Annotated in this window: 16 protein-coding genes; 6 read left to right on the top strand and 10 right to left on the bottom strand. The window is 64.2% G+C overall.

What is annotated here, in order from left to right; all coding sequences use genetic code 11:
• Window positions 1-25: 25 nt before the first annotated feature.
• The gene (locus FJT57_RS02330) at window positions 26-2,230 is read right to left on the bottom strand and encodes an AAA family ATPase (protein WP_144901297.1); all 2,205 of its coding nucleotides are present in this window, start codon (window positions 2,228-2,230) and stop codon (window positions 26-28) included.
• 127 nt (window positions 2,231-2,357) lie between these two features.
• Here FJT57_RS02330 and FJT57_RS17165 point away from each other — a divergent pair, with 127 nt between their 5' ends.
• Entirely contained in the window at window positions 2,358-2,492 is a 135-nt protein-coding gene (locus FJT57_RS17165; RefSeq protein WP_275264622.1) for a DUF7128 family protein, read from the top strand.
• Window positions 2,493-2,579: 87 nt separating this feature from the next.
• On the opposite strand, the gene FJT57_RS02325 is transcribed toward FJT57_RS17165, so the two are convergent.
• The 3 genes from FJT57_RS02325 to FJT57_RS02315 are packed head-to-tail and all read right to left on the bottom strand — an operon-like array spanning window position 2,580 to window position 5,437.
• Entirely contained in the window at window positions 2,580-3,377 is a 798-nt protein-coding gene (locus tag FJT57_RS02325) for a DUF7524 family protein (protein ID WP_144901295.1), read from the bottom strand.
• A 43-nt stretch (window positions 3,378-3,420) separates the two neighbouring features.
• Complete coding sequence (locus FJT57_RS16560) at window positions 3,421-3,999, bottom strand: hypothetical protein (protein ID WP_203229074.1); 579 nt, start codon at window positions 3,997-3,999, stop codon at window positions 3,421-3,423.
• Window positions 4,000-4,051: 52 nt separating this feature from the next.
• A complete protein-coding gene (locus FJT57_RS02315) occupies window positions 4,052-5,437 on the bottom strand; it encodes a translocation/assembly module TamB domain-containing protein (RefSeq protein ID WP_144901293.1) in 1,386 nt (461 codons plus the stop codon).
• Window positions 5,438-5,782: 345 nt separating this feature from the next.
• Between FJT57_RS02315 and FJT57_RS02310 the strand changes: the two genes are divergently transcribed.
• The 3 genes from FJT57_RS02310 to FJT57_RS02300 all read left to right on the top strand — a co-directional run bounded on the left by FJT57_RS02310 (window position 5,783) and on the right by FJT57_RS02300 (window position 11,794).
• Window positions 5,783-6,340 carry a hypothetical protein gene (locus FJT57_RS02310; RefSeq protein WP_144901291.1) on the top strand — a complete coding sequence of 186 codons (558 nt, stop codon included), beginning with the start codon at window positions 5,783-5,785 and terminating at the stop codon, window positions 6,338-6,340.
• Between the two features lie 325 nt (window positions 6,341-6,665).
• On the top strand, window positions 6,666-10,628 hold the full coding sequence (locus FJT57_RS02305) for a choice-of-anchor D domain-containing protein (RefSeq protein WP_144901289.1): 3,963 nt from the start codon (window positions 6,666-6,668) through the stop codon (window positions 10,626-10,628).
• A 140-nt stretch (window positions 10,629-10,768) separates the two neighbouring features.
• Window positions 10,769-11,794, top strand: a complete 1,026-nt coding sequence (locus FJT57_RS02300; RefSeq protein ID WP_144901286.1) for a DUF5305 domain-containing protein — start codon at window positions 10,769-10,771, stop codon at window positions 11,792-11,794.
• 26 nt (window positions 11,795-11,820) lie between these two features.
• Here the strand turns inward: FJT57_RS02300 and FJT57_RS02295 are convergent, their stop codons facing one another.
• Window positions 11,821-12,978 (bottom strand): signal peptidase I, encoded by a 1,158-nt coding sequence (locus tag FJT57_RS02295; protein WP_144901284.1) that lies wholly within the window; start codon window positions 12,976-12,978, stop codon window positions 11,821-11,823.
• 437 nt (window positions 12,979-13,415) lie between these two features.
• Here FJT57_RS02295 and FJT57_RS02290 point away from each other — a divergent pair, with 437 nt between their 5' ends.
• Window positions 13,416-14,333 carry a hypothetical protein gene (locus tag FJT57_RS02290; protein WP_144901283.1) on the top strand — a complete coding sequence of 306 codons (918 nt, stop codon included), beginning with the start codon at window positions 13,416-13,418 and terminating at the stop codon, window positions 14,331-14,333.
• Between the two features lie 51 nt (window positions 14,334-14,384).
• Here FJT57_RS02290 and FJT57_RS02285 read toward each other — a convergent pair whose 3' ends face one another.
• The 4 genes from FJT57_RS02285 to FJT57_RS02270 form a co-directional block, all read right to left on the bottom strand.
• A complete protein-coding gene (locus tag FJT57_RS02285; RefSeq protein WP_144901281.1) occupies window positions 14,385-15,482 on the bottom strand; it encodes a DUF7504 family protein in 1,098 nt (365 codons plus the stop codon).
• Window positions 15,483-15,489: 7 nt separating this feature from the next.
• Window positions 15,490-16,050, bottom strand: coding sequence for a DUF7344 domain-containing protein (locus FJT57_RS02280; protein WP_144901279.1), 561 nt, complete (start codon window positions 16,048-16,050; stop codon window positions 15,490-15,492).
• Window positions 16,051-16,332: 282 nt separating this feature from the next.
• Entirely contained in the window at window positions 16,333-16,521 is a 189-nt protein-coding gene (locus FJT57_RS02275) for a methytransferase partner Trm112 (RefSeq protein WP_203229073.1), read from the bottom strand.
• Between the two features lie 119 nt (window positions 16,522-16,640).
• Window positions 16,641-17,966 carry an adenylosuccinate synthase gene (locus FJT57_RS02270; RefSeq protein WP_144901277.1) on the bottom strand — a complete coding sequence of 442 codons (1,326 nt, stop codon included), beginning with the start codon at window positions 17,964-17,966 and terminating at the stop codon, window positions 16,641-16,643.
• 252 nt (window positions 17,967-18,218) lie between these two features.
• On the opposite strand from FJT57_RS02270, the gene FJT57_RS02265 reads away from it, so the two are divergent.
• Window positions 18,219-18,524, top strand: a complete 306-nt coding sequence (locus FJT57_RS02265; protein ID WP_144901275.1) for a hypothetical protein — start codon at window positions 18,219-18,221, stop codon at window positions 18,522-18,524.
• Between the two features lie 232 nt (window positions 18,525-18,756).
• On the opposite strand, the gene FJT57_RS02260 is transcribed toward FJT57_RS02265, so the two are convergent.
• On the bottom strand, window positions 18,757-21,075 hold the full coding sequence (locus FJT57_RS02260; RefSeq protein WP_144901273.1) for a DUF7527 domain-containing protein: 2,319 nt from the start codon (window positions 21,073-21,075) through the stop codon (window positions 18,757-18,759).
• Window positions 21,076-21,117: the final 42 nt, after the last annotated feature.

Genomic DNA, 21,117 nt, shown 5'->3' with positions numbered 1-21,117 from the left:
CGCGCGCGACGATCCCCGTGCAATCTCACCCGGACGGACCGACCGCTTCCAGCGCCACCTCGAAATCCCCTCCCGAGAGGACTACCTCGTCGGCGTGGTCGTTGGCCGTCTCGCCCTCGTAGGTCGACGTGACGCGCTCGATCGCGCGCATCGACGCCTCGCGGACGACGGCCGCGAGATCCGCCCCCGAGTAGCCCTCCGTTGCCGACGCGAGTTGGTCGCGGTCGATGTCGTCGCCGAGCGGCTTCCCGTCGAGGTGGACGTCGAGTATCTCGCGGCGAGCGGCCTCGTCGGGCGACGGAACGTGCACGTGCGACTCCAGCCGACCCGGACGGAGGAGCGCGGGATCGAGCGCCGCTTTCCGATTGGTCGCCGCGAGGACGACAAGGTTGGGGTGATCGGCCAGCCGATCGAGTTCGGTGAGGAGCTGCGAGACCACGCGCTCGCCCACGCCGGAGTCCGACCCGGCGGCGTCGCGGTCGGTCGCGACGGCGTCGATCTCGTCGAAAAAGACGATCGCCGGGGCGGCCTGCCGCGCGCGCTCGAACACCTCTCGGACGGCCTTCTCTGACTCGCCGACGTAGCGGTCCAGGAGTTCGGGCCCCGCCACCTGGACGAAGTTGACGCCGCTCTCCCCGGCAATCGCGCGCGCGATCAGCGTCTTTCCGGTCCCGGGCGGCCCGTAGAGGAGGACGCCAGTCGGCGGATCCGTCTTCGCGGCGTCGAACAGCGGGCCGTACGTCAGCGGCCACGTGACGGCGCGTTCGAGCGTCCGCTTCGCCTCCTCGAGGCCGCCCACGTCGGCGAACGTCGTCGTCGGCGACTCGGCGACGTACTCGCGCATCGCCGACGGTTTGACCGCAGCCATCGCGGCCTCGACGTCCGCGCGGGTCACCTGCAGGTCCGAGATCGGGGCGGCCGCGTCCGAACGGCGACCGCGACGGAGCGCGATCATCGCGGCCTCCGTCGTCAGCGATTCGAGGTCCGCGCCGACGAAGCCGTGCGTTCTCGCCGCTAACCGATCGATATCGACGTCGTCAGCCAGCGGCATCCGCCGCGTGTGAACGTCGAGGATCTCTCGCCGACCCCGCTCGTTCGGGACGCCGATCTCGATCTCCCGATCGAATCGACCGCCGCGGCGCAGCGCCGGATCGAGGGTGTCGACTCTGTTAGTCGCGCCGATCACGATGACGTTCCCCCGGGCGTCGAGGCCGTCCATGAGCGAGAGCAACTGCCCCACGACGCGGTTTTCGACGTCCCCGCCATCGTCGCGCTTGCCCGCGATGGAGTCGATCTCGTCGAAGAACACGATAGAAGGTGCGTTCTCGCGGGCGTCGACGAACTTCTCGCGGAGTTTTTCCTCGGATTCACCCTTGTACTTCGACATAATCTCCGGGCCGGAGACGTTGATGAACGTCGCGTCGACCTCGTTGGCGACGGCCTTCGCGATGAGCGTTTTTCCCGTCCCGGGCGGCCCGTGGAGGAGCACGCCCTTCGGCGGGTCGACCCCGAGGTGCGCGAACACCTCCGGCTCCGAGAGCGGGAGTTCGATCATCTCCCTGACGAGGTCGAGTTCCTCGTCGAGACCGCCGATGTCCTCGTACGTCACTGTCGGCGCGGCTCCGGATCCGGTGTCCCCGGTGGTTCCGCTCCCCGAACCGGATGCGGTCCCGTCCTCGGGCAGATCGCGGCCGCCCCCCGAGAGCGAGGAGACGACCCGGCTCAGTCGCCCCTCGCGACGCAGTCGGAGTTCGGTCGCGTCGACGACTCGCACGATCCCGTCGGGGGTCGTCAAGGATACGACGAACGGGTCGTCGCTCAGCGTCTCGAAGTGGATCTGGCCGCCGGGTTTGATCGGCCGATCGCGGATCGCGCGCTTGATCAACTCGACCGCGCGGTCCTCGTCGGAGAAGGCGACGTCCTCCGGCATCGAGAGCGTCACCGAGTCGGCGTCCTCGACGTCCACTTTTCGAATCCGAACGGTTTCGCCGATCTTGGCGGCCGCGTTCGTCCGCGTGTCGGCGTCGACCAGGACGGCGTCGTCGGGGACGCCGCCACCGGCTGGCCACACCTTCGCGACGGTCTCGCGCTCTCCCGCGACGACGACCGTGTCGCCGCTGAGGACGCCGAGTCGCCGCCGCACCGGTTCGGGAAGCCGGGCGATGCCGCGTCCGGCGTCCCGCTTTTCGGCCCCGCGAACGGTCAGTTCGAGGACCTCGTCTGCGCTCATACGTCCGCTTCGAGTCGGTCGCTCTTTTGTCTTGCCCGGACAGTGGGGTTCGTCTCGCTCGGCGACGAGATTCGTCCGAGCGATTTTGGGGGGAAGCGTTTTGACTCGTGGCACCGATTCTCACGGTATGGTCTCGACCGTCGAGCGTGACGGAGGAACGTGGTATCAGTGTGACGAGTGCGGACTGTTACTGGACGACCAGGGGGACGCGAAGGCGCACGAGGAGAACTGCGACGCGGAGGATCCGTCGTATCTCCAGTGACGATCCCGTCGTAGCTTTAGTGACGATCCCGTCGCACCTCCAGTGACGATCCCGTTGTCCCACCCCCGTTTCACAAACCGCGGCCGCCTACCTGAGTAGCACCCATCCGGCGACCCCCACGGCAGTTGCGACCACCGCGAGCACGACGAGCGCTACCAACACGTCGCGAACGACGACGATCACGCCGAGTGCGACGACCAGGGCGAGGACCGCGAGTGCGAGAAACGCGATCGCCTCGGGCGATCCCCGGCGGGCCTTCTGCAGCGCGGTCGTGATCGATCCTACCGTGTCCGCGGCGACGTCTCTCCCCGAGTTCGCGTTCGAGAGCGCGGCGAGGGGCGTCGCAGACCCTGCCCCCCGATTCGTGCTCCGACTCTTTCGGCGCACGACGCTCGGTCCGCTGTCCGATCGAGCCTCATTTGATCCGGTCCCGCCTGCGTCGCTCGCGGTGGGGTTCTCCGCGTTTGAGCGGGGGGTCCCCGCGTGGTCTGCGGCCGCTCGATCAGTCGCCGACCGATCCGGTCCGTCGGATCCCGCTCCCGAACCCGCCCGGGCGTCACCGGTCGTGTTGGGTACGATCGTGAGATCGACGTAGGCGACTTCCGCGCCGTACCCCGAGACGACTTTGAGCCGTCCGGTAACCGGCCTCCGGTTCGGGAGCACCCCGATCGGGACGCGCTTCGTCGCGTCGGCCTCGACGTAGTGGTTCACCTCGTCGATCCGCGAGACGCGAGAGAGATCGTCGTCGAGGTGGAGATGCACGTGCACCGCGCCGCCCGCGTTGCGAAACTCGACGTGGAACGGCCCCTCTGCCGTGAAGCGTCTCGGGGCGTCGACCGCGTGGACGGACCCGTCGTTCAACGACACCTGCAGGGACTCTGGCACGTCGCCGACGACGTGGCGTACCTGTAAAAGGTTTTATGCGAGTTCAGTCGTGACCGTTGCCCCGATTACCACGGTGATCATCGTCGTCATCATCGTCATCGTCGTCGTTATCTCCATCGTCATCCCCGTCGTCATCGCCACCTTCGTCGTTGTCATCATCCTCGCCGTCACCGGGGGTCTTGGGAATCTCCTCACTCATCGAGATCGTGGTTCCCCCGGCCGTCTCCGCAGTCACCTCGACTTTGACGGGGTCGCTCGAAGCACCCTGGATGCCGCTGATGTACACCGTGCGCTGCTGGCCCGGCGACAGTGAAAACGCGAACTCCCGCCCCTCGTCGGCCCCGCTTTCGCTTCCCCGGAGTTCCCCGTCGTTCGAGCCAGGTAGCGTCACGGTCACTTCGACCGGCTCCTGGAGGTGGTTCGTCACGGTCAGCAGTTCCGCGGGACCGGTGGGATCGACTGAATCGGCGGCTTCGACGTGCACGAAATCGTTCCCGGTACCCGCGACGCTGATCTGCGCGTCACGCACCTGATCGACCACGCCGAATCCACCGGAAGGGACCGTCCACATCGCCGTCGCCACCAGGATGGCGACGATCGCCACGGCCTTGCTGGCGCTCATAGCGGGTCGGTGTGCTCCGGGCTCACCATCCCCGTATCGACGATCGTTCGGTTCAATTTACGCCCCCAGACTCCGGCGTTCCGACGACGGCCACGCCGTTGCTGTTGCCAATTATTTCGATCGTATTGTCGTCGTCATCGATCTCGACGCCGTCGACGGAGAGGGTGCCGCCCCACGTGATTTCGACGGTGATCGAATCCGCTTCGAGTTTGCCGTCTTGCGCCCCGTCACTAACGTCGATTTCGTTCGGACTGTTTCCGGTGGCTTTCAAGTCGAGATCTCCGTCTTCGGCGACCAGTTCTGCGCCGACAGCGCTGATCGACTCGCCGTTGAGTGTGATGTCACCCTCCTCAGTCGAGAGAGTCGCACCGTCGATGTCGATCATGTTGTGACCGTTGCCGTTGGCTATGAGGGAGATGTCCCCGTCGTCTGCACTGAACGCCGTGTTCACGGCGCTGATCGATTCGGCGTTGAACGTCACGTCACCGTCTTCCGACGAGATCGTGGTTCCGTTGACGGTGATCGTGTTCGGACCGTTACCGTTCGCCCGGAGGTCGACGTCCCCGTCGTCCGCGACGAGATCGATCATCGACGTGATCTTGTTCGCGCGAATGTCGAACGACTCCGCTTCGAGTTCACCGCTGCCTGCGGGCCCCGGGATCACGAGATTCACGTTCTCGTTGAAGTCGACGAGCGCCCCCGCCGAGTACGTCTCCTCACCGTCGTCGTATTCGAGGTTGTCGTTGTCGTCCGCGTACGCCCACGCACCGTTCGGGAGGGCTGCGCCGTTTCCGCCGCTACCAGCCGAGGAGTCCGAATCGTCGCCGCCGTCACCGCCGCTCCCGTCGCCCGAAGAATCGTCGCAGGTCGTCGACGTCGGTTCCGTCACGCCCTCCACCTCGGCGCTGGCGTGGATCGACAGCGAGTCTAGCAGTTGCGCGTTCGTGTTGGTCACGTCTCGCGTGTTGACTTTGATACTCACCGTGAGCGTCTCACCCGGCGTGAGCTGGACGGCGTTCTCCTCGGTCTCGATCGACTTCACGCCGTTTTCGCACATCGCGCTTGTCGAGGCACCGCCGCCGAACGTCGGGTTGTAGAAGGTGACGCGGTCGGCAGAGGCTCCCTCACCGACACCGTCAGTAATCCACACGCCGACCGGCTGAGTCCCCTGGTTCGTGACGTTGAACACCTGCGGGATCGTCGTCTGCGCGTCCGCGGGCATCGCGTCGAGATCGAGTTCGAGAACTCCACCGTTGTACGGCGCGTAGGCGCCGTTCGGACCGCTGTGCGGCGTCAGCTGAACGAGCGCGGAGTCGTCCCCCGCGACGCCGACGGAGGCCGTCCGGTCGGCGGCCACCGTTGTGAACGCCCCGCTGCTCGTCACCAATCCGAGGGCGACCAGCAGCGTGAGTAGAGTGAGGAGCTTCGAACTGACCATTTGCTGAGCGAGTAATGGGTGGATACTCTCTTAGTTAGATCGTCCTACTGGCCGTTTCAGTCGTTTAACGGGGCGTTATCGACTGTTTGGAAGCTCGGGAGAGGCTCCGTTTTCGTCCCAACTGTGCCGTCCACTCGGAAGACGGCTACAGACGCCTTCTGCGGCCTGTGACGTGCGGTCGTCGGTAACGAAATACCGTTTACTCTCCGATGTTGGCCCCCGTAGGACGTCCTAAAAACGAGTTAGCCCGTCCTTACAAAGAGGGTAGGGGGTAACTATCGGAGTAAGCCCGGACAGTTGCCGTCGGCGCGGCTATGTGACGGGTACAAACCGGACAACAAAACCATGAACTTGCCAACAGGAAAATTACTGGCGCTGGTCACGATCGTCGCGGCACTCGGGATCGTCACCGCAACGGGAGCGTTTACGACTGTGTCCGCCGAGCGGACGGCCTCTGTCACCGTCGCGGGCGATGACTCCGCACTCTTGCAGATCCAACCGACTGACGGTGTGAACGGTGAAGGAGCGTACGCGACAACCTCGAACGGTCAGTTCCAGATCGACTTCTCCCAGCAGGGTGACGTGAACAACCAGGCGGCCACCGATATTCGAGACGTGTTCACGATCACGAATCAGGGAACGCAGAACGTGAGCATCTCGATCACCGATTCGTACGACGACGAATCCGCGGGCAACTCTGACGCGGTGACGTTCTACAACGCGACCGTGCACGGGGATATCTCATCGAACGGTGGAGACGGGTTCGAGGACGGGAACGTCTACCTCGAATCAGGGGAGACGGTAACGGTCAGTATCTTCATCGACACGAACGGGCAGACCTTCGAGGAGGGTGACCAACTGATCGACAACGTCGTCATCACTGCCGAGGCCGTCGAGAGCTAAGCGGTTCGTCAACTCACCGAAGCGCGCTCGCGCGCCACGCAGCGTTCGACATTCACCGATCACGAGTTCCGGTGACCGTGCCGGAACATCGCCACAGCATCGGTGCGGAGGTCCGAACGCCCGTTCGATCCCGCACGCGGATATCGATCCCGCGAACTACAATCCCGCGAACTACACCGTCGACCGCCCGAAAATCACACTGTCCACCGATACACACGATGCACACCCGACCCGACATCCCAGCCAGCCCGAGGACGCGAAGCCGACGCGCTGGTGGGTGGGTTGCGATCGGTCGTGTGTACGCCGCACGGCGCGGGGAGCGTCGATGAGTACGAAATCGGTCGGGTTCTCCTCGCTGTCGCTCACGCAGATAGCTGGCATACTCGGCGTCGTCCTCCTCTTTGTCGTCCCCACGGGCGCGATGGTCGTCAACCAGTTCGACACCGTCGGCCCCGACGACGCGATTCAGATCGCCCCCGCTGACGGCCCGAACGGCGCGTACGCCCAGATGGACGCGGACAACGAGCTCACGATCAACGTCACCGAACACGGCGTCAACCCCAACGCGGTGACGACGATCGAGGAGGTGTTTACGATAACGAACGTCGGCAACGACTCGCGGACGATCCGGCTGTCGCAGACCAACCGCGACACGGTCACCTTTTACTCCGCCGCGACGGGCGCGCCGGTCGATCCGGACACCAATGTAACGCTCGTGCCGGGAGAGGAACTGCTGATGAGCCTCCGAATAGACACGCGCAGTCCGTCGATTCAGCCCGAGACGACGCTCGTGACGAAGCTCATCTTCCACATCGAGACCGTCGAACCGGTGTCGGCACCGCGCGCTGACGTGCCGGACTCCATCGACTTTGAGACCGTGCCGGTCGGCTCGAACGCGGTGACCGACATCACGGTTCGGAACACGGGCGACGAGACGCTCGAAATCGAATCGGTCGCTATCGAGGGACCGGACGCGGACGCGTTCGAGCGGGCGTCGGGCGGCGCGCTTCCGGCGATCGCACCGCAGGAATCCGCGACGATTCCGATCCGCTTCGAGCCGACAGACGAGGACGAATACGAGGCGACGGCGACGCTGACGACGAACGATCCGGAAGCCGAGACTGTCGAGGTCGCGCTCGCGGGAGCGGGAACGGTACAGGATCTGACGGTCATCGGCCCCACGCGACTGAACTTCGGCGACGTCCGCGTCGGTGACACCGAACAGGCGGCTGTGACGCTCGAAAACACCGGGTCGGCACCCGTGACTGTGACGGGGATCGACCCGAGCGGCGGAGACACTACGGCGTTCAGTGCGGATCAGACTGATCTCCCGGTGACGCTCGCACCGGGGCAGCGCCACGTCGTCGTCGTCACGTTCGCACCGGAGACCGCCGGTTCGACGACCGCGACCCTGGAAATCGACTCGACCGTCGACGAGCCGGGTATCCCGGTCGAACTCGTCGGGCGAGGCCTCGCGCCCGATATCGTCGTCTCGGCGGACTCCGTGGGATTCTCACAGATCGGACGCGGACTCAGCGAGAACCGCACACTCACCGTGGAAAACCGCGGAACGGCACCGCTGACGATCTCCGACGTCGACGTCGTCGGATCCGGTGACGAGATGTTCGCGGTCGATCCACCGGTCACCACGCCGCTCACGCTCGACGTCGGCGCGTCTGTGGAGGTCCCGATTCGGTTCACCCCCACTGAGGACGGCGCGTTCGAGCCCGACCTGCACATCCGGAGCAACGACCCCGACGACCCCGTCTCGACTGTTGATCTCGCCGGGACCGGGTTGCCCCCGTTGCTCGACGTGAGCACGGACCACCTCGACTTCGGCGAGGTGACGGTCGGCTCCGAAAAGACCCTCAACATCAGCGTCTCGAACCCCGGCGACCCCGCGGTTCCCGTGCAGGTGTCGGAGACGCGTCTTGTCAGCGGCTCCGCCGACGCCTTCGAGATCATCGGCGGCGAGGCACCGTTCTCGGTCGCCCCCGGCGAGACCGAGCAGATCACGATCCGATACGCGCCGCAGTCTGCGGGGATCAAGACCGCACAGCTGCGGATCCTCAGCGACGCCGAGGAGGAGCAGATCGACGTGTGGATGTCGAACACCGGTTGGCGCATCCGCGTCCAGCAGGTCTCCGAGGGCTCGAAGGGCGTCGAGAGCGACGACGAACCGTGGGATGACCCGGTGTCGATCCCCGGGTCGGCCCGCTCAGAAATGGACGCGAACGAAGTTCCGCGGGGCGTCGGGCTGACCGTCGACGTGTCCGTCCCGAGCACGCGCGATCAGCCGTCGACGATCGAGACGGTCACGGTCGCCCCCGAGGGGTCGGTCGGCGGGACCAAATCCTTCGATATGAACTTCATCCACCACCCGACCGAGCCGCCGGTCGTCGGCAGCGTGAACTACACGCCGCCCGAGGGACAGGCGGTCACGGAGTTCTTCGGACTCGAACACAGCATCCCGAACGAGGAGCTGTCGCTGACGCAGTTCACCTATTCGGTGAAGAAGAGCGCACTCCCCGACGACGTCGACCCCGAGGAGCTGGTGATCCGACGGTACGCGGGCGGAACGTGGAACGAGCTGGAGCCCGAACTGATCGACGAGACCGAGACCGCGTACGTCTTCTTCGTCGATCCGCCGGGCTTCTCGCAGTTCGTGCTCACCGCGCCAGCGTCCGAGGACGAGGAGCAATCGACCGACGAGCCGACGGGTGAATCTGACGACGATAGCGACGGCGACACCGACGGGACAGAACGCGAGGCCGACGACGAAGGGACGGGCGAGGACCGTCCCGAGACCGTCGTCGAGAAGGGCGACACGACGATCCGGTTCCCGGGAGAAAACAACCCCGAGAACCTGGGAGACCTGATCTCCGTGGAGGGTCTCACGGTCCCCACGCCGACGACCGGCGGCTCTGACGGTCCCGCGGCGTCGATTATGCAGGGCCAGGACATCGGCGACAACGCCGAACGAATCGACTTCGGGGGCGACATCTCGCTCACGATTTCCGGGTCGAGCGCGTCGCGAGAGCAGCTCGATCTGAAGGGCGCGGACGCGTTGGCGACCGTGCAGGAGCCGATAATGCTCGTCGGAACTCACTCGCTGTTCGGCTCGAAGGAATCGATCGACGACAGTCTGCGGATGATCCACCGCGTCGAGATCACGGTGCCGCCGGAGTACGAGAACCGATCGGCGATCGTCCAGCTCAGAGTGCCGAAAGAGCAGTTCGGGTCGACGACCCCCGAGAACGCGACCATCGCGCGCAACAGCGGCGGCTGGCAGCTGTTGGAGACGGACGTCGCCGAAGAGACAGACGAGTACGTCGTTCTCAGCGCGTACACGCCCGGATTCTCCGAGTTCGCCGTCTTCGCAGACAACAGCGTCACCTACGAGTGGGACGTCGAAACGTACGACGACCCCCTGACTGGCCGACAGATCGACCCCGTCTTCGACGACGTCGGCGAGTTCAACGTCACGCTGACGGTCACCGACGCGTTCGGGCTGACCGACGTCGCCGACTACCGGATCCTCGTCAACGATGTTCCGTCCGTCAGCCTGCAACGACCGCCGGTGATCCCACCGAACGAGACCGTGACGCTCGTCGCCGACGTCGTCGACGAGAACGGAAACGTGACCGTCGTGTGGGAGTTTGCCGACGGGACCACCGAAACGGGCCGCGTCGTCGAGCGTTCCTTCCCCGCGGGCGAGCAGACAGTCTCCGTCGTCGCCAGAGACGAGTACGGGGCCAGCGACGACTTCACGGAGACGTTCACGGTCGGCGGCAACCCGCTCGTACAGGAGCTACAGCAGCTTTCGGCGGGGAACCTTGCGGCCGTTTTCGCCGCACTGCTGCTCGTCGCGCTCGCGCTGGTGATCCGGGGTCGACCGTGGACCCTCTGGCCCGTGTTCGCCCGGAAACGCGACCATCCACCCGAGATCGAGGCCGTCGAAGACCTCCGGTTCGACGTCGCCGCGGGACGGGTCGTCATTCCGAAACTGTCCGTCACCGACGCGGGCGACGACCTCGATGAGATCACGGTGACCATCTTCGGTCCGTCCGACCGGCCGGTCGGGTCCGAATCCGGCGTGATCGGCGGCGAATCTACCTACGAGGGAACCAACGTGTTCGTGACGATCACGGAACCGAACCACCCGCGACCGGATTCGCAGTACGCCGTCGAGATCCGCGTCACCGACGAGGCTGGTGACGAGAGCGTCCACCGCGCAGAACTTCCAATCGATCCGTTCCGGTACCCGCTCGCTCCCCTTGCCCGCTAAGCGGGACGAACTGGAATGAATCCTCAGTCGTTCGAACAGCGACGAATCGATCCTGCAGCTATTCACCGGGCTTGACACGAACAGCTATTCACCGGACCTGACACGAATAGCTATACGTCGGTGGGTCTTAGCAATCAGTAATGTCGGCTGAACTGCGGGTGAAGCGGGTGATCGGATATTACGGCCGGTTTCTCTTCTATCTGTTCGTCGCGCTCGGCGTGATCGCGGCGGTCGGAGCGGGATACGTCTACGCGACGCCGCCGAGCGAGACGGTGACAGAACAGACGAACGTTCAAGAGTTAGAGACGTCGGTACGGACGAGCGCCGTCGTAACGGGTAACACGACGTTCTATCCGGCCGGGCAGCGCCTCGTCGACCAGCCCGCTTACCTCGTCGAGGCCACGCCGAACCTGACGTTCGAATCACAGACGACCGTTCCCGCTGGGACGGACGTGACCGTTTCACACCGCCTCACCTTAGTTCAGGCCGCGACTCGCGGCGACGAACCGTTTTGGACGTCGACGCGGGTAATTCTCGCCGAGGAACGGACCGTGGGGGACGGTAGCACCGCAGCGAACGCCACGATCAATATGTCTGCCGTCGCTCAGGAGATACGATCGAACCGCGAACGACTCGAAGCGATCGGCGGGTACGACACGCGTGTGGAGATGGAAGTCGCCTACGAGACGGACCGGTACTCCGGCACGCTGACGGCGTCCAGTCCGATCACGGTCTCAGAGCGGGCATACTGGCTCGACGACGACCTGCGCGCGACTCGAACGCACTCCGAACCAGTGACGCGGACGGTAAGCGGGGAGCCGAACATAGCGCTCGTCGCACTTTTGGGGGCGCTTTCGGTTTCGGGGTTGGCCGCCGCGGGCGGGATTTCTGTGGTCTCTCGACGCGGCATCGACGTCGACGAGATCGAACTACAGCTCGATCTCGAACGGTTCGACGAGTGGATCACGACCTCCGAGATCCCGACCGATCCGGACAAGAGATACGTCCGGACCACGAGTCTGGAAGGGCTCGTCGACATCGCGATCGACTCGAAAAAGCGGGTCCTCCACGATCCGGAATCAGACATCTACACCGTCGTCACCGACGATATCGTCTACTACTACGCTCAGCGCGAGGGTGCGCTGACGTCGTGGTTCAGTATGTGACGGAATCCGCTTCGCCGCTCCGGTCTTCACCTCCACCAACGATGGAGCCGTTCGCGGACCGGAAGCTCTCGGGATCGGACCCGACGAGAACCGTACAGCACCGAGACGCCGATACCGGCGAATCCGAGGCCGACGAGCGCGTCGATGACGAGAATCGGGGCCCACGGATGGATCCGATACAGCGCTTCGATCGTTTCGACGGGGAGCACCGCGATGTATCGGTGTTCGGTGATCGACCGAGTGTAGTAGCCGGTTTCGGAGGGTGCGCTGATCGTGAGAATGCTCTCGCGGACCTCGTTGGCGGGGACGTATACAGACGGCGGATCCGCGCGAATCCCCTCGCTGGTGGGCTCTAAGAAGGCGACGACTGGTAAGACCCCGTTCGATGGAATGCGATACTGGACGGTCTCTTCGGTGCCCGATTCGATGACGCGGATCCCGGGGGCGTCCTGGCTCGAACTCACCACGTCGAACGTCTGCTCGCCGCCCGGAACGGTCATACTCGCCGTCAACAGGAGGATCAGAACCGCGGTGAGACCGACGACGTACAACGCGCCGTTGCTGGCTGGTTTGTGTCCCTGTCGCTTCGGGATCGTGCGCCGTCTCGTGGCGTCGGTATTGCTGGCAATCAGTTCGGTCACGGCGTACGTCACAACCCCGAAGCCGAAGAGGACGTACGCGAGTCCCTGTGGTCCGAGTAACGCCCTCGTCCCGAACAGGACAGCGAGTGTGCGCTGTACCTCCGTAACCGCGGTGTTGGCCGCGATGACGATCAACCCCAGTTTCGGAATGACCACGATAGTCCCTCCGATCTGCAGCGCTTTCGCGACGATCTGGGTGTCCTGCACCGGCGGTTCGGCGCTATCTTGATCGGTGACGGGGTTGGCGTCGCCTTTCGTGATGTACCCGCTGTCGGTGGTGCCGACGACGCGGTGCGTGACGAGGTTGCCGCCGTTGAGGTTCTCCGCGTCGAAGACGATCACGTCGCCGGGGACGACCGGTCCCGCCAGCGCCATCGGAATCGCCACGAACCCGTCGTTCGGTCGGAGCATCGGCTCCATACTTCCGGTTTCGACGTAGCTGAAGAGAACCGGCTGACCGATCACCTGACCGAGAACGATCGAACCCACGACGACGAGGAGCAGCCCGCCCAACACGTACTCGACGCCCCGACTGGCCGTCATCGATCCAGTCTCCCTTGGCGTCGGCGCTTCGCTGCGTGATGGACCGTTCGGTTTGTGACCGTCATCAGCGTTGTTCGGTGCTTCACGATATCAGACTCGGTGTCGGTCAGGCGTTCCACGAGGTCGATTCGGTGCTCCACGGGGTCAGGCGAGGTGTCCGGGCTCCAGCCTGTCACTCAGCGGCCGTTTCGGCCACTGTCGTGACTCCGGTTCTTCATCAGGAATCCGGTAGGTTGATTCGGACAATCGCGACGAGACCGTGGTAGGGACACCGTATCCGAACATACGATCGATCTGTGGCCGTTAAACCGTTTCGGCGGGATTGAAACTCGTTCGTCGATAGGGGTGACACGGAGCGATACCGATCGTACCTGTCAGCGGAAATAACACCTCCTTTAATAGGGAATCGAACCATTACCTGATAGCGAGACTGACCGATGAGCGACTTCCCCACGGACCAGGACCCCGAAACAGAGCAGACTGCCTCTTTCGAGCAGTGGCTACAGCACGTGTCCGAGGAGGCCGACGTGAGCCCGGGGGAAGTCCTCGAACAACTCGTCTCGGCGTACTGGACGCTCAACGAGATCTTCGGGCTCGTCGAACAGACGGGAAACACGTCTCCGCTGTTCGGCGCGAACCGCCGCAGTCGAGATCAGTCGGGCGAATCCGTTCCTTCGACCCAGACGTTCGACCAGTTCTTCGGCCACCAGCACGCTGAGACGGGGCCGGAACGCTCCGAGGAGTCGCCGCCGACACTGTCGGTCGAGGAGACCGAGGCGATCGAAGCGCAGCTCTCCGCGTTGGAATCCCGCTTGGCGTCGTTCGAATCTGACACGGAGGCCGAGTCCGAATCGATGGCCGATGCCACGGTGGCGCTTTCAAAGCGGATCGAGGCGGTACACGCTGAGAGCGCGGCCGAGCGGGAGACGCTGCGAGCGTACGTCGGCGCGGAGTTCGGGAACACCCGCGAGGTTCTGCTTCGACTCATCGACCGACTCGACGAACACGACGCGGCCATCGACTCACTCGGCGAACGCATCGAGGCCGAGGCGATCCGTGACACGGCCCAGACGAGGCTCGCGGAGATCGCGCGCCAGGCAAACCGGAACAAGATCACGAAAGCGCGGTGTGAGGCGTGTGAGACGTCGGTTCGGATCGGTCTGTTGATGGACCCCGTCTGCCCGGAGTGTGAGCGTCCATTCGACCGTCTCGAACCGTATACTGGGCGGTGGCCGTTCGGCTCGGACACCCTGTGCGTCGACGACGCGTCCGAACGGGAGCGTGACACTTCTGAATCGATCGCTCGGTCGGGCCCGGTGTTGCCTGAACTCGATCCCGAAGAAGCGTCTCTGTGAGCGTGCCTCCGTTTTCGGACGCGTAAACGACGCCCGCGGGCGATTTCTCGATTAGTGATCGTGTGAGACGGATCCGTCGCGTTCGAACGCGACAACCGTCTCGAACAGCGTCGTGAACGTGTTGAGCGTCTGCGCGTCGAGGGCTTCCGGATCGAGGTGGAAGTGGGCGCGAGCCCTGGCCGCCTTCACCTGGTTCTGGAGAATGTGGAGGAACCGCAGCACCAACTTCGGATCGGGGGCGACGCGGATCGCGCGCGTCAGTGAGTGAAAGCAGACAACCGTCTGCGCGTCCTCCTCCTGCCACGCTGTGAGATACTTCGAGACGGCGAAGCCGAGTTTCATCACGTCCGCAGCGTTGAGGAGGCTTTCGACGGGGATCGGCTCCGGTACGGCCGGGTGCGTGATCGTCGAACCCGTCTGGGTCGAGCCTTCGAGACTGACGATGGCCACGTGTTCCAACGTCGACGGCGGGAACCCGTCCAGCATCGCAGCGCGCCTCGCGGCGGACTGCCCGTAGGTGACCACGAGGAGATTGATCGATCCGCCGCCCCGGGCGGCCGACAGGTCGGTACACAGCCTTGTCTCCGTGGCACATCCCTCTGGGCCCAACAGCAGTACGTTCGGATCGTCGACAGCGAGGTCCGCGCCGGTACCTGGCGAGTTTTCCGCGGGTCCGTTCTCCGTCTCGGGTGCGAGTTCGGGCTCGATCACCTCGGGAGGGTCGTCGCGAGCGGAGATCCGATCGACGAGATCGGCCAGTGACGGTCCCTGGTTGGCTCCCGCTTGCTGTGGATCCTCCGTCGGTTCCGTTTCCGCCGGTCGCGTCGAGGGTGATGGGGCCGATTCGGCTGCAGAATCGGCCGCCGACTGCTCGTGTGCTGGCGGCGTCTCTGCCTCCTGCGATCGTTCGGAGACGCTCGGTCGACGTTCAGGTGCGTTCTGTGACCGTTCGGTGGCATTCCGTGGACCGTCACGCCCGTCCCGCGTGTCGTTGAGCGACGCGTGTTCGCCCCGGTTCGGCTGTTCCGTTCGTTCGTCTCCCGCCGACGCTCGATCCCGCCGTTCGAGTAGATCGACGAGGTCGGCCAGCGTCGGCGACTCCGTCTTATGCTCGTCGTCAGACGAGGAGTGGTCCTCGGATCCGGTCATCGTGTATTCAGCGGGGCACCTCAGATCTGAGTTCGGGCGGCGGGCCCTCGTCGCCGAAGCGCATCCGTCTGCTTTGGTATGTCTGAACGAACGCCGAAACGCCGAACGTCACGAGCACGACCGTGCCCCAGATCAGATCCGGGAGAGACGCGAATGGCGGGAAGTCGAACCACGCGAGCGCCAGCATCAGCCCGTTCACCACCGTCAACCCGACGTAGTACAGGCTCCACGGGACGCTCCCGGAGGGGACGGCTTCGAGATAGATCTCCAACTGGTTGAAGTCGTCCGATATCGACGCCACCCCGCGATCGGCGTCGTACTCGACGATCCCTTCCCGAGAGAGGGTTTCGAGGTGCGATTGATACATCGCGATGTACACCCGTTTGCGCTCTTTTGAAGTGAGTTCGGCGACCGGTTTGTTGTTCTCCCACGCGGCGACCTGTTCTGCGAGCTCGTTGAGTGGGACTGGCTCACCCCGTTGCTTGAGATAATGAACCGCGTACCGGCGTCGCTTGTCGGCGAGCACGCTGTAGGCGATGTCACTCGATCGGAGACTCCTCCGTTGCATCTGCCTACTCATCTCTCGTTCGGGTCCTGTTGTTCATTTTCGAGTAATGGTATCGTATCCCACAGCGATACCGTTTAAATGGCGTGTAAGTATTATTACTTTTTGGTATCTCGAAGTAACGAACAACTAGTTGATAGTCAAATCAATGAAACCGGAAGTCGGCGCCCGTGGGGCTTCGAGAATACGGACGCGAACGACAAGCGTTACACCGGATGTACCGAATCGCGTTTATTATCTCCTATGCGATCATATTCCCGCCGACCGATGGGGTCGATTGCCCACCTACTCGTCGTCGCGCATATCCGGCGGCAGCAGGTTCGGGATCCCGTCCTCGATGGGATACACTTCGCCCGTGACAGTGCCGATGAGTCGGCCTTCGACGATCTCCTCGCCGTCGCGCTCGTCGACTTCGAGTTCGAGGTCGCTCTTGTCGAGGGGATCACAGAGGATGTCCATCAGAGACTCTTTCATCACCAGTGAGATGGAAAGCGGCGGTGAAAAGAATACGGGTTCGCGATCCGGGCCGCCTCGCCGCCGAAAACCCGGAACGGGTCCGTCGGTCGCTACGCGTCGAAAGAGTTTGTCGATCGCTACTCGTCGAAGGGGTTCGCGAGTTCGATCGTCTCCGCGCGGTCCGGACCGACGCCGATCGCGTAGATCGGCGCGTCGACCTCCGCGGAAACGTATTCGAGGTACGCCTGCGCGTTGTCGGGGATCGCGTCGTACCCCTCCTCGGCGACGGCCATCCAGTCGACGTCGTTCCACGGCTCAAACTCGCGGAGGTTCGGCTCACAGCGACCCCACCGTTCGGTTGTCGCGGGCATCGTGAACCGTTCTTCGCCGTCGAGGTCGTAGGAGTGACCCACTTTCACCTCGTCGAGCCCCGCGAGGACGTCGATGTGGTTCACGGCGATGCCGGTGAAGCCGTTCGCTCGCGCGGCGTGTCGAAGCATCGGGATGTCGAGCCAGCCGATACGTCGCGGTCGACCGGTGACCGTTCCGAACTCGCCGCCCTTCTCGCGGATGGAATCGGCCAGTTCCTCGTCGTCGCCGGTCAGTTCCGTCGGGAGCGGCCCGGTACCGACGCGCGAGAGATACGCCTTGACGATGCCGACGACCTCGCCGCGGCCGACGACGGTCGGACCGATGCCTGTACCGGTCGCCGCGCCGCCCGCAGTCGGGTTCGAAGACGTCACGTACGGGTAGATGCCGTGGTCGATGTCGATCGAGGTGCCCTGCGCGCCCTCGAACAGCACGTCGTCGCCGTCGTCGAGGTGCGAGCCGAGGAACTCCCCGGCGTTGACGGTCATCGACTCGTCCCGCAGGCGCTCGCCGATCTCTGTATACTCCTCGAAGACGGCGTCGACGTCGAACGCTTCGCCCGCCTCGACACCGAAGACGTCCTCGGCGAGGGCGCGCTTCTGGGGAACGACGTATTCGAGTCGGTCACGCAGGACTTCCGGATCGAGGAGGTCGCCCACGCGAATGCCGCGCCGACCCGCTTTGTCCTCGTAGGTCGGGCCGATGCCGCGGCCCGTCGTTCCGGCGTCGAGGTCGGAGTCGGACTTCGCGTCCTCCTCGATACCGTCGAGCACCCGGTGGTACGGCATAATCACGTGCGCGCGCCGCGCCACGCGAACGTCGGGGTCGAGGCCGCGCTCCCGCAGTTCATCGATCTCCGAGAACAGCGTCTTCGGGTTGACGACGCAGCCGTTTCCGAGCACGCCGACCTTATCGCGGACGGCCCCGCTCGGAACCAGCGAAAGTTTGTACTCGTCGCCGCCCTCGACGACGGTGTGGCCTGCGTTGTCGCCGCCCTGATATCGGGCGACTACGTCGGCGTCGCCTCCCCACAGGTCGACGAGAGCCCCTTTGCCCTCGTCGCCCAACTGGGAGCCGACGATCGTGACGGTCATACACGGCGGTTCTTCGCCCCCCGTAAAACCCATTACGGTCCGGCGGCGACGGATATACACATATATGAATATATTTCAGCGATTACGAACTGCGGTACGCAGGTTTCTGCTAGTGTCTGGGTGCACAGCCACGGACGGCGGACCCGAATCGTTCATTACGCTCCCGACCGTAGACCGTGGTACCCCCTGTCGTGTGATTTTGCGGGTCGGAGGGCAACATTTAAATCCTGCCCAGACAAGTTAACAGATGACATGATAGACCGACTCGAAAAGGAAGTGGATATGCTCGAACGCCACTTGCAGGTCCTGAGAATGGTCATCGAAAGCGAACCGATCGGGATCGTCAAGATGTCGAACGAGACCGGCTACCCCCATCACAAAGTTCGGTATTCCCTCCGCGTCCTCGAAGAGGAGAACCTCATCGAACCGTCCAGTCAAGGTGCCATCACTACGGAACGAACCGCCGAATTCGTCGACGAACTCGACGAGAAACTCGATCAGATCGTCGACAAGCTTGACGAGATGAAGATCGAAGAGGCCGTCGAAGTCGAGGGCTGAGCGCGATCGTCCGCCCGCGAACGCCTCGCACCTCGATTCTTTCTGTTCTACGAACCATCGGCGATCGGACGATCTGTCCACGCGACCTCCAGCGCTGTCGGATGCCCCGGACCGTGACACGCTGTGAAGGCGTTCTCCAACCGAACTTTCCCTCCGGGTAACTGAACGCAGGCGCGAATCCCTCTCCGCGAGGACCGAACAGCGTCACCCGTGAGCGAGAAGGGGGAGTGGTTCACAGATCGGGGACGTTCAGGTGGAACTCGCCGTTTCGCGCCTCGACCAGGCAGAGGTGGTAGCCGCGCTTTCGCGACAGTTTCACGAACGAACGCTTCTTCGAGCGCGAGAGGAGTCCGCCACCGGTCTCTTCCGATACTGTCTCCAACGCGCCGGGTTCGTAGAACGATTCAGTCACGTAGAACCCCGCCGAGAGCGACTCGTCGTTCTCCCCGATGACCGCGGTGTTGGAGACGAGCGATCCGACCATCGCCTCCGTGGTGGCGTTTCGGGAGTCGTTGATGTCACCGACGAACAGCGGATCGCCCATCTTGTCGCGGAAGATGACGTCGAAGTCGCGCTGTTCGACGCCCTCTTCGGTGTCGACGCCGACCGTGCCGTCCAGCTCGATGCGGTCGATCTCGGGGATCGCATCGAAGACGCCAGCCATCGACGTGCGGTTCCCGGTCTCGCCGATCTCGTAGAGCAGATCCGTCACGAGCCACTTCGCGAACGAGTACTCGGTGCTGTCGCGGAGGAACTCCGTGTAGGGGCGGCCGTCCACGACGAGTCCGTCCGTCTCGAACGTGGTGTGGTGCTCTAACCGGAGGTTCTCGGTGACCTCCTCTCTGGACGCCTCGCCGCCGTGCGCGTGTTCGAGGGCCGCCTCGCCCTTCCGGTCGTACCGGACGAACAGGTTCGTCCCCGAGAGCGCCTTTTCCGCCGACATCGACGACTCCCTGACGGTATCTGATCCGAGTTCGGATTGGAGTCGCTCGATTTCCGCGTTGAGCGCCTCTCGCTCCGCTTCGAGTTCCTCGATTCGCTCGCGCTGCTCGTCGCGCTCGGCTTCGAGCGCGGTCACCCGCTCGCGCTGTTCGGACCGGTCCTGCTTCAGCGCGTCGCGCTCAGCCGCTAGCTCGTCGCGCTCGGCTTCGAGTGTCTCGACCCGACTTCGCGCCCGTGTGAGTCGTTTTTTGAGCCGATCGGCGCTCTCGTTCGATCGCTGTTCGTTCTCCCCTCGCCGTGAACCCGAGGTTTGCGTGGAGCCCGCTGAGGACGCCCTCTCTCGTGACTTTCGGCGCGCGGCCTGTTGTTGTAGTTTCGTCGCCCGATCGCCGGCGGATCGCGAGGACGCGTCTTCGGCGCGGTGTGCCGTCCCGTTGCTGCTCGTCTCGCTCGGATCCAGCGACGGGATCGTCTTCGCCGCGCGCCAGCGCTCCTCGTCCGAAAAGACGGCGGACTTCGACGCTCCCGACGACTGATCCGCTGCCGGTTCGTCCGGCTCTTCGGCGTCGTCTGCAGTCGAGGTCTCGTCCGGTTCTCGCGTCGGCTGCTCGGGAGGTCCGTGTCGTTCGGTCTCCGTGTCGGTACCCGGGGTGGACTCGGCGTCCGCGTCGGAGTCGGTTTCCGCACCCGCGTCGGAACCCGCGGCCGATTCGGCATCGGAGACCTCGACTGCGTCCGGATCTGTAATCGGATCGGTCGTCGGTTCCGCGTCAGCTGTCGAGTCGGCGTCGTCGTGGGAATCGCGCTCGCGCGTCGATTCGGCCTCGGTGGACGTTTCGTCGGTCGAAGCGGCGTCGGATCCCGCTTCGTCTGTGGCCGTCCGGTCCGCTTTGCCCGTACCTGTTGATTCTCCCTCGTCCGCACCCGTTGATTCTCCCTCGTCTGCGGCATCTTCGGCCCGCGCGAGATCCTCGTCGGCTTCGGCGTCCGCTGGCGGAGCCGCGTCAGCCTCCCCGGTTTCAGTCTCCTTGGTCGATCCGCTCTCGGCCGATTCGGGTTCCGGCACCGTCGGCTCGGGGATATCGACGAGTTCGATGTCGGCGTCGACGACCTCGTAGATGCCGACCTCGTCGGCGGCCGTCTCGAAGGCCTCATCGCCCGTGATCAACCGGCCGGAGTTCCCGACAAATGCGGCGCTCATCGACTTGCCGCCGTGGTAGACGACGTAGTAATCCCCGGAGAGAACGTTTTCAGAGAGCTCGATATACCCGGTGAACCCGCCGTTCGAGAGGGTCTTATCGGCGTCGGTCAGCGGCGTCTCGTTCGTGTAGTAACTCGCCTGTGTCTCCCCGCCGCGTTCCCGCATCGCGAACAGCAGCGGAAGGCTCGGATCTGCCGCGCGATACGCGGTCAGTTCAGCGCCCTCGAAGTCCCCGATGTCCCCCTCGAAAACGCCGACGACGCGGCCGTTCAGAAAGAACGCCCACGTCATCCCGGCGGAGACGGCCCCGCTGAACTCGGCGTCGGCGAGCTCGTGGAGCCCCTCGTATCCGTCCGGTGCGGCGACCGTCTCCCAGTCGGTCACCACGTCGATAGTTCGACTGTTCATCCCTGTGTGTATCACCGAATCCGGATCAAATACTTTCCGGAG

The organism is Halobellus captivus, from assembly GCF_007655485.1.
Classification (GTDB): domain Archaea; phylum Halobacteriota; class Halobacteria; order Halobacteriales; family Haloferacaceae; genus Haloquadratum; species Haloquadratum captivum.
Note: the sequence above shows the minus strand (reverse complement) of the source record. Positions and strands in the feature narration are given on the sequence as shown.

Bases quoted from the DNA above. Each gene is read 5' to 3' on its own strand.
- FJT57_RS02305 (WP_144901289.1), top strand. From the start codon at position 6,666: ATGAGTACGAAATCGGTCGGGTTCTCCTCGCTGTCGCTCACGCAGATA.
- FJT57_RS02285 (WP_144901281.1), bottom strand. From the start codon at position 15,482: ATGACCGGATCCGAGGACCACTCCTCGTCTGACGACGAGCATAAGACG.
- FJT57_RS02290 (WP_144901283.1), top strand. From the start codon at position 13,416: ATGAGCGACTTCCCCACGGACCAGGACCCCGAAACAGAGCAGACTGCC.
- FJT57_RS02265 (WP_144901275.1), top strand. From the start codon at position 18,219: ATGATAGACCGACTCGAAAAGGAAGTGGATATGCTCGAACGCCACTTG.
- FJT57_RS02295 (WP_144901284.1), bottom strand. From the start codon at position 12,978: ATGACGGCCAGTCGGGGCGTCGAGTACGTGTTGGGCGGGCTGCTCCTC.
- FJT57_RS02270 (WP_144901277.1), bottom strand. From the start codon at position 17,966: ATGACCGTCACGATCGTCGGCTCCCAGTTGGGCGACGAGGGCAAAGGG.
- FJT57_RS02275 (WP_203229073.1), bottom strand. From the start codon at position 16,521: ATGAAAGAGTCTCTGATGGACATCCTCTGTGATCCCCTCGACAAGAGC.
- FJT57_RS16560 (WP_203229074.1), bottom strand. From the start codon at position 3,999: ATGAGCGCCAGCAAGGCCGTGGCGATCGTCGCCATCCTGGTGGCGACG.
- FJT57_RS02310 (WP_144901291.1), top strand. From the start codon at position 5,783: ATGAACTTGCCAACAGGAAAATTACTGGCGCTGGTCACGATCGTCGCG.
- FJT57_RS02315 (WP_144901293.1), bottom strand. From the start codon at position 5,437: ATGGTCAGTTCGAAGCTCCTCACTCTACTCACGCTGCTGGTCGCCCTC.
- FJT57_RS02300 (WP_144901286.1), top strand. From the start codon at position 10,769: ATGTCGGCTGAACTGCGGGTGAAGCGGGTGATCGGATATTACGGCCGG.
- FJT57_RS02330 (WP_144901297.1), bottom strand. From the start codon at position 2,230: ATGAGCGCAGACGAGGTCCTCGAACTGACCGTTCGCGGGGCCGAAAAG.
- FJT57_RS17165 (WP_275264622.1), top strand. From the start codon at position 2,358: ATGGTCTCGACCGTCGAGCGTGACGGAGGAACGTGGTATCAGTGTGAC.
- FJT57_RS02280 (WP_144901279.1), bottom strand. From the start codon at position 16,050: ATGCAACGGAGGAGTCTCCGATCGAGTGACATCGCCTACAGCGTGCTC.
- FJT57_RS02260 (WP_144901273.1), bottom strand. From the start codon at position 21,075: ATGAACAGTCGAACTATCGACGTGGTGACCGACTGGGAGACGGTCGCC.